Annotated in this window: 17 protein-coding genes; 13 read left to right on the top strand and 4 right to left on the bottom strand. The window is 66.4% G+C overall.

Translation table 11 applies throughout. The features are described from left to right. Positions 1-5 precede the first annotated feature (5 nt). Genes VGG53_RS16075 through VGG53_RS16060 form a run of 4 tightly spaced genes read right to left on the bottom strand, consistent with a single transcriptional unit; the run spans position 6 to position 3,726 of the window. On the bottom strand, positions 6-1,178 hold the full coding sequence (locus tag VGG53_RS16075) for an acyl-CoA dehydrogenase family protein (RefSeq protein ID WP_331519055.1): 1,173 nt from the start codon (positions 1,176-1,178) through the stop codon (positions 6-8). 45 nt (positions 1,179-1,223) lie between these two features. Next, positions 1,224-1,988 carry an aldolase/citrate lyase family protein gene (locus VGG53_RS16070; protein WP_331519054.1) on the bottom strand — a complete coding sequence of 255 codons (765 nt, stop codon included), beginning with the start codon at positions 1,986-1,988 and terminating at the stop codon, positions 1,224-1,226. Continuing rightward, on the bottom strand, positions 1,985-2,806 hold the full coding sequence (gene hpaH, locus VGG53_RS16065; protein ID WP_331519053.1) for a 2-oxo-hept-4-ene-1,7-dioate hydratase: 822 nt from the start codon (positions 2,804-2,806) through the stop codon (positions 1,985-1,987). Before hpaH ends, VGG53_RS16070 begins: the two co-directional genes overlap by 4 nt. Next, positions 2,803-3,726, bottom strand: a complete 924-nt coding sequence (locus VGG53_RS16060) for an alpha/beta hydrolase (protein ID WP_331519052.1) — start codon at positions 3,724-3,726, stop codon at positions 2,803-2,805. Before VGG53_RS16060 ends, hpaH begins: the two co-directional genes overlap by 4 nt. A 197-nt stretch (positions 3,727-3,923) precedes the next feature. Between VGG53_RS16060 and VGG53_RS16055 the strand changes: the two genes are divergently transcribed. Genes VGG53_RS16055 through VGG53_RS15995 form a run of 13 tightly spaced genes read left to right on the top strand, consistent with a single transcriptional unit; the run spans position 3,924 to position 15,745 of the window. Continuing rightward, positions 3,924-4,169 carry a hypothetical protein gene (locus tag VGG53_RS16055; RefSeq protein ID WP_331519051.1) on the top strand — a complete coding sequence of 82 codons (246 nt, stop codon included), beginning with the start codon at positions 3,924-3,926 and terminating at the stop codon, positions 4,167-4,169. A gap of 32 nt (positions 4,170-4,201) precedes the next feature. After that, complete coding sequence (locus VGG53_RS16050) at positions 4,202-5,320, top strand: thiolase family protein (RefSeq protein ID WP_331519087.1); 1,119 nt, start codon at positions 4,202-4,204, stop codon at positions 5,318-5,320. After that, positions 5,317-5,757: an OB-fold domain-containing protein gene (locus VGG53_RS16045; RefSeq protein WP_331519050.1), complete on the top strand. Its 441-nt coding sequence runs from the start codon at positions 5,317-5,319 to the stop codon at positions 5,755-5,757. Before VGG53_RS16050 ends, VGG53_RS16045 begins: the two co-directional genes overlap by 4 nt. After that, complete coding sequence (locus VGG53_RS16040; protein WP_331519049.1) at positions 5,754-7,043, top strand: aromatic ring-hydroxylating oxygenase subunit alpha; 1,290 nt, start codon at positions 5,754-5,756, stop codon at positions 7,041-7,043. The genes VGG53_RS16045 and VGG53_RS16040 overlap by 4 nt, the downstream gene beginning before the upstream one ends. Before the next feature lie 2 nt (positions 7,044-7,045). Then, entirely contained in the window at positions 7,046-7,561 is a 516-nt protein-coding gene (locus tag VGG53_RS16035) for an aromatic-ring-hydroxylating dioxygenase subunit beta (RefSeq protein WP_331519048.1), read from the top strand. 16 nt (positions 7,562-7,577) lie between these two features. Continuing rightward, entirely contained in the window at positions 7,578-9,185 is a 1,608-nt protein-coding gene (locus tag VGG53_RS16030; protein WP_331519047.1) for a class I adenylate-forming enzyme family protein, read from the top strand. Then, entirely contained in the window at positions 9,182-9,964 is a 783-nt protein-coding gene (locus tag VGG53_RS16025) for an enoyl-CoA hydratase/isomerase family protein (protein ID WP_331519046.1), read from the top strand. Before VGG53_RS16030 ends, VGG53_RS16025 begins: the two co-directional genes overlap by 4 nt. Positions 9,965-9,973: 9 nt before the next feature. After that, positions 9,974-11,464, top strand: a complete 1,491-nt coding sequence (locus VGG53_RS16020) for an aldehyde dehydrogenase (protein ID WP_331519045.1) — start codon at positions 9,974-9,976, stop codon at positions 11,462-11,464. Positions 11,465-11,494: 30 nt separating this feature from the next. Next, entirely contained in the window at positions 11,495-12,085 is a 591-nt protein-coding gene (locus VGG53_RS16015; RefSeq protein WP_331519044.1) for a flavin reductase family protein, read from the top strand. After that, on the top strand, positions 12,085-13,248 hold the full coding sequence (locus tag VGG53_RS16010; protein WP_331519043.1) for an acyl-CoA dehydrogenase family protein: 1,164 nt from the start codon (positions 12,085-12,087) through the stop codon (positions 13,246-13,248). The genes VGG53_RS16015 and VGG53_RS16010 overlap by 1 nt, the downstream gene beginning before the upstream one ends. A 22-nt stretch (positions 13,249-13,270) precedes the next feature. After that, positions 13,271-14,167, top strand: coding sequence for a TIGR03619 family F420-dependent LLM class oxidoreductase (locus VGG53_RS16005; RefSeq protein ID WP_331519086.1), 897 nt, complete (start codon positions 13,271-13,273; stop codon positions 14,165-14,167). Positions 14,168-14,177: 10 nt separating this feature from the next. After that, complete coding sequence (locus VGG53_RS16000) at positions 14,178-14,924, top strand: alpha/beta hydrolase (RefSeq protein ID WP_331519042.1); 747 nt, start codon at positions 14,178-14,180, stop codon at positions 14,922-14,924. Then, a complete protein-coding gene (locus VGG53_RS15995; protein WP_331519041.1) occupies positions 14,921-15,745 on the top strand; it encodes a thioesterase family protein in 825 nt (274 codons plus the stop codon). Before VGG53_RS16000 ends, VGG53_RS15995 begins: the two co-directional genes overlap by 4 nt. Positions 15,746-15,747 lie beyond the last annotated feature (2 nt).

The raw sequence follows: 15,747 nt of genomic DNA, 5'->3' as shown, positions 1-15,747 counted from the left end.
CGTGCTCATCGGGGCAGCCCCAGCACGCGTTCGCCGACGATGTTGCGCTGAATCTCCGACGTTCCGCCCCCGATGGCCTGGGAGAAGCTGTAGTAGTAGTAACCGACCCAGCCATCGACATCCCAGCGGGACGAATACCGGACCGAGGCGGGACCGAGTACGTCCATCGCCAATTTGCCGATCTCCTTGGCCAATTCGGCGTACATCAGCTTGACGATCGAACCCCGCGGGCCGGGCGTCTCGGTCTTCATCGCCTCGCAGATATTGGTGTAGGTCAGCGCCCGCAACGACGCCACCAACGCACGGGCGCGGGCCAGTCGTCGCGCGATGTCGTCGTCGGCGATGGCGGGCCTGCGGCCGTCCGGCCCGACGTGGTCGCGGGCGTAATCGATGAGATCCTCGATGATCTTCGCCAACCGGACCTGGTTGGCGGTGAACGCAGTGCCACGCTCGAACGACAGCGTGGCCATCGCGACCGACCAGCCTTCGCCCACATCACCGACCACGTTGGCCAGCGGAATGCGGACGTCGTCGTAAAACACTTCGCAGAACTCCGAGCCACCCTCGATGGTCTCGATCGGGCGGACATCGATGCCCGGCGTGCTCATATCGCAGATCACCCAGGTGATGCCCTTGTGCTTGCTGCCGGCGTTGTCGGTGCGCACCAGCAGTTCCTGGTAATCGGCGACAGTGGCGAAGCTGGTCCACAGCTTCTGTCCCGACACCACCAGGTGCTCGCCGTCGATCACCGCCTTGGTGCGCAACGCCGCCAGGTCCGACCCGGCGCCGGGCTCAGAGAATCCCTGACACCAGATCACCTCACCGCCAAGGATTTTCGGTAGATGGAACGACTTCTGTTCCTCGGTGGCCCTGGTGATCAAGGTCGGCCCGGCGTGCGAGTTACCGACGAAGCACGCATCGATGCCGGGAAACCCCCGCGCGGCGTATTCCTCGTACCAGATCAACTGCTGAAGCAGCGTCAGCCCTTTACCGCCGTACTGGGTGGGCCAGGCGATCCCGGCCCACCCGCCTTCGGCCTGAGTGCGTTGCCAGGCGAGGTCGTATTCGCGGAGACCCTCGTCGTCGCGCGGACGCGGTTCGGCCGGCTTGTTCTCGTCCAGCCACGTGCGGACCTGGTCGCGGAACTCGAGCTGGTCAGGCGTGAAGTCGAGGTCCATGATCCGGAATTCTAGGTGACACTATAGTCAGAAACAATGCGTCGGTCATTGGCCGCGATACCTCGCTGCCAGTTCTTCGGCGCCCCGCGCCAGCAGCGCCACGTCCGCTCCGACGAGCACGAAACTCGCGCCGGCGGTCAGGTAGCGGCGTGCCAGCGGCTCGCTGAACGCATTCACCCCGGCGCGTTTGCCGTGTTGCACGATAGTCGCCAACGCAGCCTCTATAGTGCTCACAATCCCAGGATGCTCCGGCTGCCCAAGTTGGCCCATCGAGGCTGCCAGGTCGGCCGGGCCGATAAACACGGCGTCCACCCCGTCGACCTCGACAATCTCGCCCAGCTGCGCCAGAGCCGCCACACTCTCCACTTGCACGGTCAACGACACCGTTGCGTCGGCGGTGACGAGATAGTCAGAAATGCGGTTCCAACGCGATGCGCGGGCCAGTGCGCTGCCGACGCCGCGGATGCCCTCGGGCGGGTAGCGGGTGGCTGCCACCGCCGCTGCGGCTTCACCGGGCCCGTCGATCATTGGGACGATGAGGTTTTGCGCCCCGATGTCGAGCAGCTGCTTGATGACCACGGGATCGGCCGACGGTGGACGCACCAGCACGTCGACGTCGGGGTAGCCCGCCAGCACCTGCAGCTGTTCGAGTGTGGTGCGTAGATCGTTGGGCGCGTGCTCCTGATCCAGTAGCACCCAGTCGATTCCGGACCCCGCACAGATCTCGGTGACATAGCCGCTGCCGGAGGCAACCCACATGCCGATCCGCGGGTCGCCGACGCTGATGCGCTGCGTCCACCGGTTTGTCACGATGCCGCCGAATCGAACGTCACCGACACCGTGCCCAGCGGCCCATAGTCCGCGACAAAGCTGTCCCCGGGTTCGGCGAATACCGGCTTGGTGAACGACCCGGACAGGATGACCTCACCGCGGTTCAGCGAAACCCCGTGCGGGGCAAGCCGATTAGCCAGCCAGGCCACGCCGTTGCCGGGATGGTTGAGCACCGCGGCCGCGACTCCGGACTCCTCGATCGTGCCGTTGCGTAGCAGCAGGGCCGCCACCCAGCGCAGGTCGACGTCCAACGGACGAAACACCCGGCCGCCGAGGACCAACCCGGCGTCGGCGGCGTTGTCGGCGATGGTGTCGACGATGGTGCGCAGATGGCCGGTAGCGGGGTCCGACATCTGCACCCTGGCATCGAGGATCTCGAGCGCAGGAGTGACGAACTCGGTGGCCCGCAACACGTCGAACAACGTGACGCCCGGCCCGGACAGCTGCTCGCCCAGCACGAACGCCAACTCGACCTCGACGCGCGGACGGATGAAGCGGTCCGGCGGTATGCGGCCGCCGTCCTCGATGAACATGTCGTCGAACAGCGCGCCGTAATCCGGTTCGTCGATCGACACCGCCCGCTGCATCACCTTCGAGGTCAGGCCGATCTTGCGGCCCTTGACTTCTCGCCCATCGGCAACCTTCAGCGCGACGAGCGCCCGCTGCACCGCGTAGGCGTCCTCGATGGTCATGTCGGGATACTCGAGCGACAATTGCCGGATCGGCGTGTGGGTCTGCTCGGCCTCATACAGCCGCCGGGCTATGTCCGGGAGCTCGTCCTCGGTGGGTCTGCTCATCGCCTGAGGAACTCGATCGCCGCGGCGTTGAACGCCTCGGGATCCTCGAAATGCGGCCAGTGCCGCACCGAGGGCATCTCGAACACCTCCGAATGCGGGATCAGGTCGGCGATGGTGCGCGCGGTGTCCTGGTACACACCGTGATCCTTGCCCGAGGCCACGATCATCACCGGCGCCTCGATGCCGCGCCACCTGTCGTCGGGAATCAGGTTGCGGTGGCGCACTTTCTCGTCCTGCAGGATCAGCAGCCGGTCAATGGTGTTGCGGGTGTCCTGGCGCCGATAGACGGCCTGGCGCAACCCGATGAGATCGGGCAGGCGATTGGCCTCGTCGGCGATCAGGTGGGCGAACACGGCGTGCAACGACTCCCAGGTCGGCTCGTTGACCGCCTTGGTTCGTTCCGCGCGAATGCGCGCCATGTTCGACGCCGACGCCTCCCGTCCGGCCGGCGACATCAAGATCACCTTGTCCACCCGGTCGGGGTGACCGACGGACATCGCGGACGCCACGAAGGCGCCCAGCGACATGGCGATGAAGTTGGCCGACGCCATGCCGAAGTGGTCCATCACGCCCAGCACGTGCTCGACGTAGACCGCGATCTCGTAGTCGTAGTCCGGCTTGGCGGAGAACCCGTTGCCGACCATGTCGATCGCCACGCAGTGGAAGTGCTGTGACAGTGCGGCGAGGTTGGGCGCGAACGTCTCCCAGTGCCCGCCGGTGCCGTGCAGCAGGACGGCGTGCGGCTTGTCCGGCCCGCCCGCCTCGGCATAACGGGTTCGGACCGGCACCCCATTGACTCCGATGTCGACGAATCCCTGTCGGAACTCGAGCTCCTTGAGGTACATCCAGATGCTGCGGTAGTTCTCCGTGTCGACCCGGCCCACGTCGACCGCCGCGGCCGGTGCTTGTGCTTGGCTCATCTCGCCTTCTCGAATCTTCGTATCTGACACAGCTGTCATCTAGTGTTGACGTCGCCGCGCGCGCTTCTCATCGTCGCACAAGCTCCATGTTCCCATGTAAAGAATGGCCCAGACCATCCGGCCCGGTGGCGATACACGAGCCGACAGCCAGCCACCTTCCATTGATTCTGACACTCGTATGCGGTAATACTGGGCAGGTGAACACTCCGGCTGGACGCCGTGTCCTCGCCGAGCTGGCCAACGAGTTCGCAGCCGTGCGGTTGTCGTTGGACGTCAGCGGCAACGGCCCCCGCCTGCTCGTCGAGGACCTCTTAGGCGGAGAGCACGTGTTTCTGTGTCCGCTGGAGTTGACCAGCTTCACCTTGGCCAGCCCCGAAGACCGCGAGGAATGGCTGAAGGTGGGCAACTATCGCGGCGAACGCCGACCAACGGAGCGCCCGTGAGCGCCGGCAACGTCGACCTGGTGGGTCTCGGCATGACCGCGATGTCGCTGCGGCCGGGCGGGACGTCACTCGAATTGGCCGTCCAAGCCAGCGCCGCCGCGCTGCGCGACGCCGGAATCGGGCGCGCCGACGTCGACGGGCTGCTGGTCGGCTCCTCGCAGGGTGTCCGGCCGGACCGGCTGGGGATCGGCTTCGCCGCCGCGGGCGGTTTCGCGGATCTGCGCCTGCTGGAGCACGTCGAGATCAAGGGCGCCACGACCATCGCCATGATCCAGCGCGCGCGCCATGCGATCGCCGCCGGTGAGGCGGCGACCGTCCTGTGCGTGTTCGCAGACGCGCCGCTGGTCGCGGGACGGGGTGCCGGCTCGACCTATGCGCGCAGCGGCGGTAACGAGGGCGTGCGCGGACTCGAGCGGGCCTCGGGGCTGCTCGGGTCGGTGCCGACCTACGCGCTGCTGACTCAACGCTGGCTGCACGTCACCGGCACCGGTACCGACGCCCTGCGTACAGTAGCCATGGCGGCACGGGGCTGGGCGCGCGGCAATCCCGACGCGGTCAACCGCGAACCGCTCGACGAGGCCGGCTATGACGCCAGCCCTATGATCGCCGAACCGCTGCGGCTGCTGGACTGCGCTCGACCGGTGAACGGGGCGGTGGCCGTCGTGCTCACCGGCCGGGCCTCGGTCGGCAGCACCCGAATTCGGGTGCGCGGCACCGGCCGAGAGCATCCGGTGCGGCGGCGCCGCGCGGGGGCCGAGTCATGGTTCGGCGGCGGTCGCCGCGCACTGGACAACGCCCTCACCCAGGCCGGCATGACCCGCTCGGACCTGGACGTCGCCGAGCTCTATGACCCGTTCTCGATCGTGACTCTGGTGCTGCTCGACGAATACCGGCTCACCGGCGACCTCCCGGCGGGCGAGTTCGTACGCGACGGTTGCACAGGGCCGGGCGGCACCCTGCCGACCAACACCGGCGGCGGTCAGCTGTCCGGTTTTTATCTGCAGGGGATGACGCCCTTGGCGGAGGCCATGATTCAGCTGCGCGGCACCGGCGGCCAACGTCAGGTTTCCGGCGCCACGGTGGCGCTTGTCGGTGGGATCGGCGGCCGACTGGACCACCACGCGGCGCTGCTGCTGGAGCGCGCCGCATGACCACCACCGCGCTCGAGGACTGGCTGCTGGATCGTGCGCTGGCGCCCGACACCGATGACGACACGTTGGCGCCGCTGTACCGGGCGGCGTCACACCACGAGCTGGTGTTGCCGTTCTGCGCGACGTGCGCGCTGCCGCTCGAGTTCGACCAGAAAGCATGCGACCACTGCGGAGACACCGAACACGACTGGCGCACAGTCGATCTGCACGGCGTCGTACACGCCGCGACGCTGATGCACCGGCGCGAGCCCGGCCTGGTGCTCGCCTTGGCGCCCTATCCCATCATCGACGTCGAACTGGCGAGCGGGCACCGCATGGTGATGACCACCGTGCAATCCGCGGACACCGCACCTCCCATCGGGACCGCGGTGCGCATCGGCTTCCGCCGCCTCGGCGACGTCGTGCTTCCGGCCATCGAGACCCTGGAGGACCAGTGACGACGCTTGAATCGTCCCCTGCCGTCAACGAATTCGACGTCAGCAGCGTCATCCACGTCGACCGCGTGCACGGTTCGGTGTACACCTCGCCCGAGATCTTCCGGCGCGAGATGGACAGCATCTTCAAGACCGGCTGGGTCTACGTCGCCCACGAGAGCGAAGTCAACCAGCCCGGGGACTATCTCACCCGGGTAATCGGCCACGACCCGGTCGTTGTAGTTCGCGGCAAGGACGGCGTGGTTCGCGTGCTGCTCAACCGTTGCACCCACCGCGCCAACAAACTGTGCAACGCCGAGAAGGGCAACGCCAACTCGTTCCGGTGCCCGTACCACGGCTGGACGTTCGCTAACACCGGTGCGCTGCGGGGTGTTCCGATGCGGGAGGGCTACGGGGAGGCATTCGACCAGGTGCGTTCCGAACTGGGCCTCGTCCAGGCACCGCGGGTGGACAGCTACGGCGGATTCGTCTTTGCGTCGCTGGCGCCCGACGGTATCTCGTTGGCCGAGCATCTCGGCAAGGCGACGCGCGCCATCGACCGGCTGCTCAACCTGTCCCCCACCGGCAAGGTCGATCTGCGGGCCAACTGGATGAAGCACTTGCACCACGCCAACTGGAAGATGGTGGTGGAGAACAACGTCGACGGCTATCATGCGCTGTTCACTCATGCCTCGGTGTACGACGCGATCAAACCTGCGAAGGTGTCGCACGTCCCGACCAAGGTCGACGTCTTGGTCCGCGATCTCGGCAACGGACATTCGGAGATCGACTACAGCGACGAGTACCGAAAGCTAGACGAGGAATTCGTCTGGTACGGCCGCATCCCACGGGCCAAGCTCGCCGACTACGTGGATGCACTCGAGGGCGCCTACGGCCCCCAGCAGGCTCACGACGCACTGGTGGTCGGTCCGCCACACACATTGATCTGGCCCAACCTGTTCCTGGCCGAGATGAACGTCATGTTCGTCGAGCCGCAGGCCACCGACCGCACCATCGCCTACACCACCGCGGTCCTGATACCCGGGCAGGATGCGTTGAACGAGCGAACGCTGCGCCGTTCCGAGGGGGCGATGGGTCCGGCGGGTTTCCTGATCGCCGACGACGGGGAGATCGGCATGCGTAACCAGGCCGGGCTGGCCGCTGAGCTGCCGGAGTGGCTGATGCTGGCCCGCGGCATAGAAAGCGATATCGACGACACGACTGGAATCATCAACCGGGACAAGAGCGCCGAGACGCCGCAACGCGGGTTCTACGCGCACTGGGCGGCTGTGGTCGGCGGGAAGGGGTGACCATGCCCGCCGAGACTCAACCGCAGACACGTCCTGCCCTGCGTCCACTGCCGGATCCCGAGATCCTGTCGTTTCTCTATCTGGAGGCGCGGCTGGCCGACGAGGGTCGCTACTCGGAGTGGGAGGCGCTGTGGGCCGATGACGACGACACGGTCGAATACCGCGTCCCCATGCACCCCGACGACGACCCGCGGACCACGCTGGCCTATATCAACGACAACCGGCGGCGGATCAAAAGCCGGGTGGCTCAACTCAACACGGGCAACCGGCACTCGCAGACACCGCCGTCGGTGATGCGCCGAGTGGTCTCCAACAGCGAGGTGGTCGACGCCGGCGCCGACACCGTCACGGTCGAATCCAACTTTGCGCTGTTCGAATACCGCCTGCGTCAACGCTTCTGGGCCGGTCGTGTGCTCCATACGGTTCGCCGATCACCGGCCGGCCCCCGGCTGATCCGCAAGATCGTGCACCTGATCGACGCGGGCGGCCCTGTCGAGACATTGGCTTTCCTGATTTGAAAGGTCTCTTCACCTGATGCTCATCGGTGACATCGCGACCAACAACGCGCGCCGCTATCCGGGCAAGCGCGCCCTCGTCGACGCCGACCGGGTACTCACCTGGTCGCAGGTCGACGAGCGGGCGCGGCGGCTGGCCGGCTTCCTGACACGCCGGGGGCTGGAACCGGGCGACCGGGTGATGGTGCTCGCGCGCAACTGCATCGAATGGCCGGAGATCTCGTTCGGCCTGGCCAAGGCGGGGCTGATCGCGGTGCCGGTGAACATCCGGCTGGCTCCGGACGAGGTGGCCCACGTCCGCGACGATTCCGGAGCGCGCGCGGCGATCATCCATGCCGACCACCTGGACAGGTTCCTGGGCGAACTGAGTGATCTGGCAATCGTATTGGGCGTGGGCGCCAATGCGGCATTCGGGACGTGCGAGTTGGTCACCGACTATGAGACAGCGCTGGCGCAGGCGACACCCGGCCGGGGGCGGCGCGACGTCGCAACCGACGACGTCGCGGTCATCCTGTACACCAGCGGCACCACCGGTCGCGCCAAGGGCGTGATGCACACTCACCGCGCCCTGCTCTATCAGGCGGCGGACACGAATCTGGTCACCGAGGCCAACCGCTCCGACATCATGCTCGCGACGACGCCGTTCTTCACCGCGGGCGGCATGGTGCGCACGGTGTCCTGGCTGTACCTCGGCCAGACCATGGTCATTCATCAAAGATTCGACCCGCAGGCGGTGATCGACGAGATCGAGCGCAGCGCCATCACTTTCACCACGTTCATTCCGACGATGCTGCACCGGACGCTGGCGATCCTGGAAGACGGCCCGCCGCGAGACATGTCCAGCCTGCGGCGCATCTCCTACGGTTCGGCCCCCGTGCCGCCGGGGTTGGCGGGTAAAGCGATGGACCTGCTCGGCTGCGACCTGCAGCAACGCTATGGCCTGACCGAATGCGGCGGACAGGCAACGATTCTCACCCCGCAGGATCACCGCGACATCGTCGCGGGCAAAACTTCGATCGCTACCTCGTGCGGCCGGGAGACCCCGATGTGCGTGATCCGCATCATCGATCCCGACGGCAACGACGCTTCAACCGGTGACGTCGGCGAAATCGTCATCACCAGCCCCGCCAACGCAATCGGCTACTGGAACCGGCCCGAACAGACCGCCGAAACCTTCCGTCCCGACGGGCTTCGCTCCGGTGACCTGGGCTACCTGGACAATGAGGGCTACCTGCACATCACCGGTCGCAAAACCGACCTCATCATCTCCGGCGGCTTCAATGTCTACCCGGCGGAGATCGAGCGGGTGATCGCGCAACACCCCGGTGTCGACATGGTGGCGGTGGTCGGAGTACCGGACGCGGAATGGGGCGAGACGCCGGTCGCTGCGGTGATTCCCACCTCGCACGTCAGCGATCGGGACGTACTGACCGCCGAACTGGCTGCGCTCTGCCGCGCCGAACTCGCCGGCTACAAGCAGCCGCGCCGGTTCGCGTACTTGCGCGAGTTCCCACTGGGCCCGGCGGGCAAGATCCTCAAACGGGAGATCGCTAACCAGGTGAACCACGTCAACGAACCGGGTGCGAAGATGCCGGTACCGACCGGATCGACAGAGGAGCGCCCGTGACCGAGCAGACCGACCTGGCCACCATCGAGTTCCACGTCACCGAACACGTCGCCACCGTCGCCCTGAACCGGCCCGAACGGCTGAACAGCTTCACCGAGCAGATGGCCGCCGACCTGACCACGGCATGGGCCCGCGTCCGCGACGACGAGGACATTCGGGTCGCGGTGCTGCGCGCCAACGGCGAGCGCGCATTCTGCACCGGAATCGACGTCACCGAAGGCACCTGGTGGACTCACAAGCCCATCTTCAACCAGGAAGACCCGGGCGAACTGCTGGGGCCGAAGGCGCACAAGGTGTGGAAGCCGGTGATCGCGGCACTGCACGGCATCGTGGCCGGCGGCGCCATGTACTTCGTCAACGAGTGCGACTTCTCGATCTGCAGTGAGACGGCCACCTTCTTCGATCCGCACGCCAATGCGGGCATCGTCTCGGCACTGGAACCAATGGGCATGCTGGCTCTCGGTGTGCCCTACGGCGAGGTGATGCGCTGGGCATTGCTCGGCAGCGAGGAGCGCATGTCGGCGCAGACCGCCCTGCGAATCGGACTCGTGACTGAGGTGGTCCCGGACGATCAACTACGCGTCCGCGCCTTCGAACTGGCCGCCGAAATCGCCGCGCGCCGACCCAATGGCGTTCAGGGAACCGTGCGCGCGATGTGGGAGGCCCGCGATCTGACCCCCAGTGCCGCGGCCCGACACGGCAAGTTCTTCACCGACTTGGGCAACGCCGGCGCCAGCCCCGATTCGCTCAACAACAAGAAGCGGCCGCGTACTCGATGAGTGGGACGCATGACTGACACCGCGGCCGACCAGTTGGTCGAATTCGACCTGCTGATCGGCGGCGAATCCGCCGCTGCCTCATCGGGATTAACCTACGACAGTGTCGATCCGTTCACCGGCCGACCGTGGGCGCGGGTACCCGACGGCGGAGCTGCCGACGTGGATCGCGCGGTAGCCGCCGCCCGCGCCGCGCTCAACGGACCGTGGGGTGCGCTCACCGCGACCGCCCGTGGCAAGCTGCTGTGGCGCCTCGGCGAGATCATTGCCCGCGAGGCGGAGCAACTGGCCGAACTCGAGGTCCGCGACGGTGGCAAACTCCTTCGCGAAATGGTCGGCCAAATGCGGTCGCTGCCCGACTACTACTTCTACTACGCCGGGCTGGCGGACAAGCTGCAGGGCGACGTCATCCCGGTAGACAAGCCCAACTACCTCGTCTACACCCGCGATGAACCCGTCGGCGTGGTCGGCGCCATCACACCCTGGAACTCACCGCTGCTGCTGTTGACGTGGAAACTCGCCGCCGGGCTGGCCGCGGGTTGCACGTTCGTCGTCAAGCCCAGCGACCACACCCCGACATCAACGCTGGCGTTCGCAAAGCTGTTCGCCGAGGCTGGTTTTCCGCCCGGAGTGATCAACGTCGTCACCGGCTGGGGCCCGCAGACGGGTGCCGCACTCGCGTCGCATCCAGGGGTCGACAAGATCGCGTTCACCGGGTCGACGGCCACCGGCATTCAGGTCGGCAAGGCCGCGATCGAGAACATGACCCGGTTTTCCCTCGAACTCGGCGGCAAGTCGGCGCAGGTGGTGTTTGACGACGCCGACCTCGATGCCGCAGCCAACGGTGTCATCGCCGGCGTGTTCGCCGCCACCGGTCAGACCTGCCTGGCGGGCTCGCGGCTGCTGGTCCACGAGAGTGTCGCCGACGCGCTGGTCGAGAAGATCGTCGCCCGCGCGGCGACCATCAAGCTGGGCGACCCGAAGGATCCAGGCACCGAGATGGGGCCGGTGTCTAACCTGCCGCAGTACGAGAAGGTGTTGTCGCACTTCGCTTCCGCCCGCGAGCAGGGAGCGACGGTCGCCTACGGCGGCGAGCCCGCCGGCGACCTCGGCGGCTACTTCGTCAAGCCGACGGTGCTGACCGGTGTCGACCCCTCGATGCGCGCCGTCGCCGAGGAGATCTTCGGGCCCGTGCTGGCGGTGATGACCTTCGCCGACGAGGACGAGGCCGTCGCCGCCGCCAATGGCACCGAGTTCGGGTTGGCCGCGGCGGTATGGACCAAGGACGTCCACCGCGCACACCGGGTGGCCGCCAAACTGCGGGCCGGCACGGTGTGGGTCAACGCCTACCGCGTTGTCGCGCCGCATGTTCCGTTCGGCGGTGTCGGCTACAGCGGCATCGGGCGGGAGAACGGCATCGACGCGGTGAAGAACTTCACCGAAACCAAGGCGATGTGGGTAGAGCTATCCGGACACACCCGTGATCCGTTCACACTCGGCTGACCTCAATCCCATCGACAAGGAGAAACAGACATGACGATCGACATCACAGCAGCCGAGAAGGTGCTGGCCGGACTCCGGCCGTTCCCGGTGGCGATCACCACGATCGACGGCGGCTTCGCCAACGGTTTGATGTCGCTCTCAGCCGGCTCGGCGAGCATCGTGCCGGAACTGCCCCGCGCGACCGTCAGCCTGACCAAGTACAACCGCACCCACGACATGCTGGTCAACTCCGGCATTTTCGTCATGCACATGCTGTCGGCCGGTCAGGACGAGATCGATAAGTCGATGGAGATCCTGATGACCCTGGGCGGCAGTTCCGGCCGGGACGGCGACAAGATCTCGAAGCTACGCACCAAGCCGGGCGTCACGGGCGCGCCGATCCTGCTCGACGCGCACAGCTACGTCGAGTGCCGCATCACCAGGTCGCTGGACAATGACGAGAACACCATCTTCGTCGGTGACGTCGTCGCCGCGGAAGTGTTCAGCTCAGAGCAGCGGCTGCGGATCGGTGAGGCGTGGGGCAGGCTGCCACACGAGTGGATCGAGCGATACGAGGCCAACCACGAGCCGCAGCTGCAAAGCGCACGCGAGCTGCGGGCGGCAGCAGCGGCGCGAGTCTGATGACCGAACGGCCTTCTGGCGCATGGGAGCTGCCGGAAGAGTTGGTCATGCTGCGCGACACGGTGCGGCGGTTCATGGAGACCCAGGTTCACCCGATCGAGGAGAAGCTGGACCACGACACGGTCGGGCTGCCCCGCGAACAGCTCGTCGAGTTGCAGGCCAAAGCCAGAGAGCTCGGACTGTGGTCGCTGCAGACGCCCGAGGAGTACGGCGGCGCCGGACTCAGTGTGCTGGGCCAAGTGGTGGTCGCCGAAGAAGCCGCGAAATGCCGTATGGGAGCCTTCTTTCCGGCTCTCGGTGCGTTCGGTGGCAACCCGCCCAACATCATGTTCAAGGCATCGCCCGAGCAGTTCGAAAAGTACGCAAGACCCGTCATCGACGGCACCATGTCCAAGGCGTACACCGCGATCACCGAGGCAGCCGGCGGATCGGACCCCGCCCGCGCGATCAAGCTGAAGGCGACGCGTGATGGCGACTACTACCTGCTCAATGGCTCCAAAATGTGGATTTCGCACGCCCCCGACGCCGACTGGGGGGTGGTGTACGCCCGGACCGGCGAGGGTCGGCACGGCATCTCGGCGTTCATTCTCGAAAAGAGCACCCCCGGCGTCACATTCAGCCCCATTCCGGTCATGGCGTCGTTCGCCCCTTACGAACTGCACTTCGACAATGTGCGGCTGCCCGCCGAACAGCTGATCGGCGATGAGGGACAGGGCTTTTCGCTGGCCAGCGAATTCCTGGTGCACGGCCGCATCGTGTACGGGGCCGCGCCGATCGGCATCGCGCAGAGCGCTCTGGACATCACTTGCCCATGGGCCAGGGACCGGGATGTGTTCGGGGGCAGGCTCGCCGACAAGCAGGGCATCCAGTGGATGCTGGTAGACAGCGAGGTGGACCTGCGCGCCGCCCGGCTGTTGATGTACCAAGCCGCCTGGAACGCCGACCTCGGACACGATGTCCGGGTAGACGCATCGGTGGCCAAGATGTTCGGCACCGAGGCCGCCTACCGAGTTCTGGACCGGTGCATCCAAATCCACGGCGCGCTGGGCATCTCCACCGAGCTGCCGTTGGAGCGATGGTTTCGCGACCTGCGGGTCAAGCGGCTCGGCGAAGGCGCTACCGAGGTTCAGCGCGAGGTCATCGCGCGATCGCTGGTGAGATAGGGGTGCTGTGCACTACAACCTGATGTTCCCGATGCGGGCGGTCAAGCATTGGGACCGGTGGTGCGAGGGCGCAGGCATCGGCGACGTCGCGCGACTGGTGGAAGACGCCGGCTTCGACGCCTTTTCGATGTCCGAGCACCCATATCCCGACCGGGAGTGGTTGGCCCGCGGCGGCCACCACGCGTTCGACCCGTTCGTGTCGCTGAGCTTCGCCGCGGCCGCCACCACCCGCATCCGGTTGATGACCTACATCGTGGTATCGGGTTATCGCAATCCGTTCCTGACGGCGAAAGCTGCCGCGAGTTTCGACGTGCTCTCGGGTGGTCGGTTCACCTTAGGTACCGGTGCGGGCTATCTGAAGGCCGAATTCGACGCGTTGGGAGCTGATTTCGACCACCGTGGTGCCCTACTCGACGAGGCGATCGGGGCGTGGAAGGCGACCTGGGCCGGCGTCGACCACGACGGGCCCGAGTTCGGCGTGAGCGGTCACGTCGCATTGCCACCGCCGCTCACCACGGGCGGTCCCCCGATCTGGATCGGCGGCAACGGCGCGGCCGCACAGCGCCGCGTCACCGAGGTCGCCGACGGCTGGATGCCGATGGCCGCGTCGGGTGAAATGGCCACCATCACCCGCGCCCGCCCGCTAGAGGACGTTGAAACCCTCGGCGACTGGATTGCGAAGGTCAACAAGCGGCGCGACGAATTGGGCCGCGTCGCAGCCGATGTCTCATTCGTCCCCTTCGAAGCAGACCTGCTCGCCACCGGCAACTGCGTGGAATTCTGCACCGCGGTGCAACCACGGCTGGACACCTACGCCGAGGCCGGCGTCACGTGGATCACCATCGAGCCGGCCAGTAGGAGCTTCGCAGACTTCCGTGCCGACATCGATATGCTGACCTGCCAGTTGATCGACCGATAAAGGGCCTACCATGACGCTGCCCGACCTCGTACTCGTCCACGGCGGCGAACACGCCGGCGACTGTTGGGATCTCGTCGTCGCCGAATTGCGCCGCAAGGAGCCGGAATTGCGCACACTGGCCGTGGACTTACCCGGCCGCGGCCGCACGCCGGGAGAACTCGCGACCGCCACCATCGGCGAATGGGTGGACTCCGTCGTCGCCGACATCGAAGGGGAACGCCTGGGCGACATCGTGATCGCCGGCCATTCGATGGCAGGTGTGACGGTCCCCGGCGTCGTCACCAAGCTCGGCTCCGCACGGGTACGCGAGATGGTTCTCGTCAGCGCGTTCGTCCCTCGTCAGGGAGAGGCGATCGTCGACACCTTGGGCGGTCCGCTGGCGGCCTTCGCGCGCTTCGCCGCTCGAGGCGGCAGACCGTTCAAGGTTCCAAGCCTGGCCGCACAGTACGCGTTCTGCAACGGCATGACGAAGCAACAGCGCCGACTGGCGATGTCGAGGTTGTACACCGAAGCGGCGCGGATTCCCGCGGAACCCGTGGACCGCAGCGGATTTCCGGACGATGTACCGCGCACCTGGGTGCTGACCACCCGAGACCGGGCCCTGTCGCAAAAGTCCCAGCACGCGAGCATGGCCGCGCTCGGCGGAGTGCACGAGGTGATCCCCGTCGACGCCTGCCACGACGTCATGTTCAGTCATCCGGAACGCCTGGCACAGATCCTTCTCGAGCGCTGCCGACTTCGAGAGAGTCTCCGATGACAGCAGGACCGACCTGCTTCTTCGTCAGAGACGGAAAAGACTATGTACCAACCCGTTTGGCGAGAGGGCCATGGGGTCCGTCAATCAGCGGCAACTACGTCGGCGGGTTACTGGGACGAGCGGTCGAGCGAGAAGTCGACGGCGTCGACCTTCAGCCCGCACGGCTGACGGTGGACCTGCTCAGGCCGGTGGCGCTGCAACCCTTGCAGACGCATTCGTCAGTGGTGCGTGACGGCCGTCGACTTCGACTGGTCGACGCGGTCATGACGCAGGACGACGTGATGGTGGCCCGGGCCAGTGCGCTGTTCCTTCGCCGCACCGAGCATGCCGTGGACACGGTGTGGACGTCGCCCGTCACGATGCCCGAAATCCCGGCAGAGCCCGTTGTGTTGGCTGATGATCTCCCGATGGTATTTCACTCGTACGGTCGCGACCCGGTCGCGGGCAGTCCGGGTGTCGGCATCACCGAGTGGCGACACGACGGGCAGAAGTTCGCGTGGATGCGGGAGACGAAGCTGCTCGTCGACGACGAACCACTGTCACCCTTCACTCGCGCCGTCATGGCCGCAGATGTCACCAGTTCACTAACCCATTGGGGCACTGAGGGGTTGCAGTTCATCAATGCCGACTACACGATCACGCTCAGTCGCTTGCCAGACGGCGTCTACATCGGATTGGCTGCGGTGACGCACTACAGCCACGCGGGGGTCGCCACCGGGGTAGCGACGCTGTTCGACCAAAATGGACCGATCGGCAGCGGTATGGCAACGGCGTTGGCGAACCCCGGGTTCACGCCGCCGCCGTCGATAGTCGCAACCTGACC

The sequence above is a fragment of the Mycobacterium sp. genome (genome assembly GCF_036490025.1).
In the GTDB taxonomy this organism is placed as follows: Bacteria; Actinomycetota; Actinomycetes; order Mycobacteriales; family Mycobacteriaceae; genus Mycobacterium.
The sequence above is the reverse complement of the archived record's forward strand: the minus strand, read 5'-3'. Positions and strand labels throughout refer to the sequence as shown.

What these genes read in the sequence shown, in the direction of transcription:
- VGG53_RS16075 (WP_331519055.1), bottom strand. Translation starts at nt 1,178, where the DNA reads ATGGACCTCGACTTCACGCCTGACCAGCTCGAGTTCCGCGACCAGGTC.
- hpaH (WP_331519053.1), bottom strand. Translation starts at nt 2,806, where the DNA reads ATGAGCAGACCCACCGAGGACGAGCTCCCGGACATAGCCCGGCGGCTG.
- VGG53_RS16060 (WP_331519052.1), bottom strand. Translation starts at nt 3,726, where the DNA reads ATGAGCCAAGCACAAGCACCGGCCGCGGCGGTCGACGTGGGCCGGGTC.
- VGG53_RS16050 (WP_331519087.1), top strand. Translation starts at nt 4,202, where the DNA reads ATGACCGCGATGTCGCTGCGGCCGGGCGGGACGTCACTCGAATTGGCC.
- VGG53_RS16045 (WP_331519050.1), top strand. Translation starts at nt 5,317, where the DNA reads ATGACCACCACCGCGCTCGAGGACTGGCTGCTGGATCGTGCGCTGGCG.
- VGG53_RS16035 (WP_331519048.1), top strand. Translation starts at nt 7,046, where the DNA reads ATGCCCGCCGAGACTCAACCGCAGACACGTCCTGCCCTGCGTCCACTG.
- VGG53_RS16030 (WP_331519047.1), top strand. Translation starts at nt 7,578, where the DNA reads ATGCTCATCGGTGACATCGCGACCAACAACGCGCGCCGCTATCCGGGC.
- VGG53_RS16020 (WP_331519045.1), top strand. Translation starts at nt 9,974, where the DNA reads ATGACTGACACCGCGGCCGACCAGTTGGTCGAATTCGACCTGCTGATC.
- VGG53_RS16015 (WP_331519044.1), top strand. Translation starts at nt 11,495, where the DNA reads ATGACGATCGACATCACAGCAGCCGAGAAGGTGCTGGCCGGACTCCGG.
- VGG53_RS16010 (WP_331519043.1), top strand. Translation starts at nt 12,085, where the DNA reads ATGACCGAACGGCCTTCTGGCGCATGGGAGCTGCCGGAAGAGTTGGTC.
- VGG53_RS16005 (WP_331519086.1), top strand. Translation starts at nt 13,271, where the DNA reads ATGTTCCCGATGCGGGCGGTCAAGCATTGGGACCGGTGGTGCGAGGGC.
- VGG53_RS16000 (WP_331519042.1), top strand. Translation starts at nt 14,178, where the DNA reads ATGACGCTGCCCGACCTCGTACTCGTCCACGGCGGCGAACACGCCGGC.
- VGG53_RS15995 (WP_331519041.1), top strand. Translation starts at nt 14,921, where the DNA reads ATGACAGCAGGACCGACCTGCTTCTTCGTCAGAGACGGAAAAGACTAT.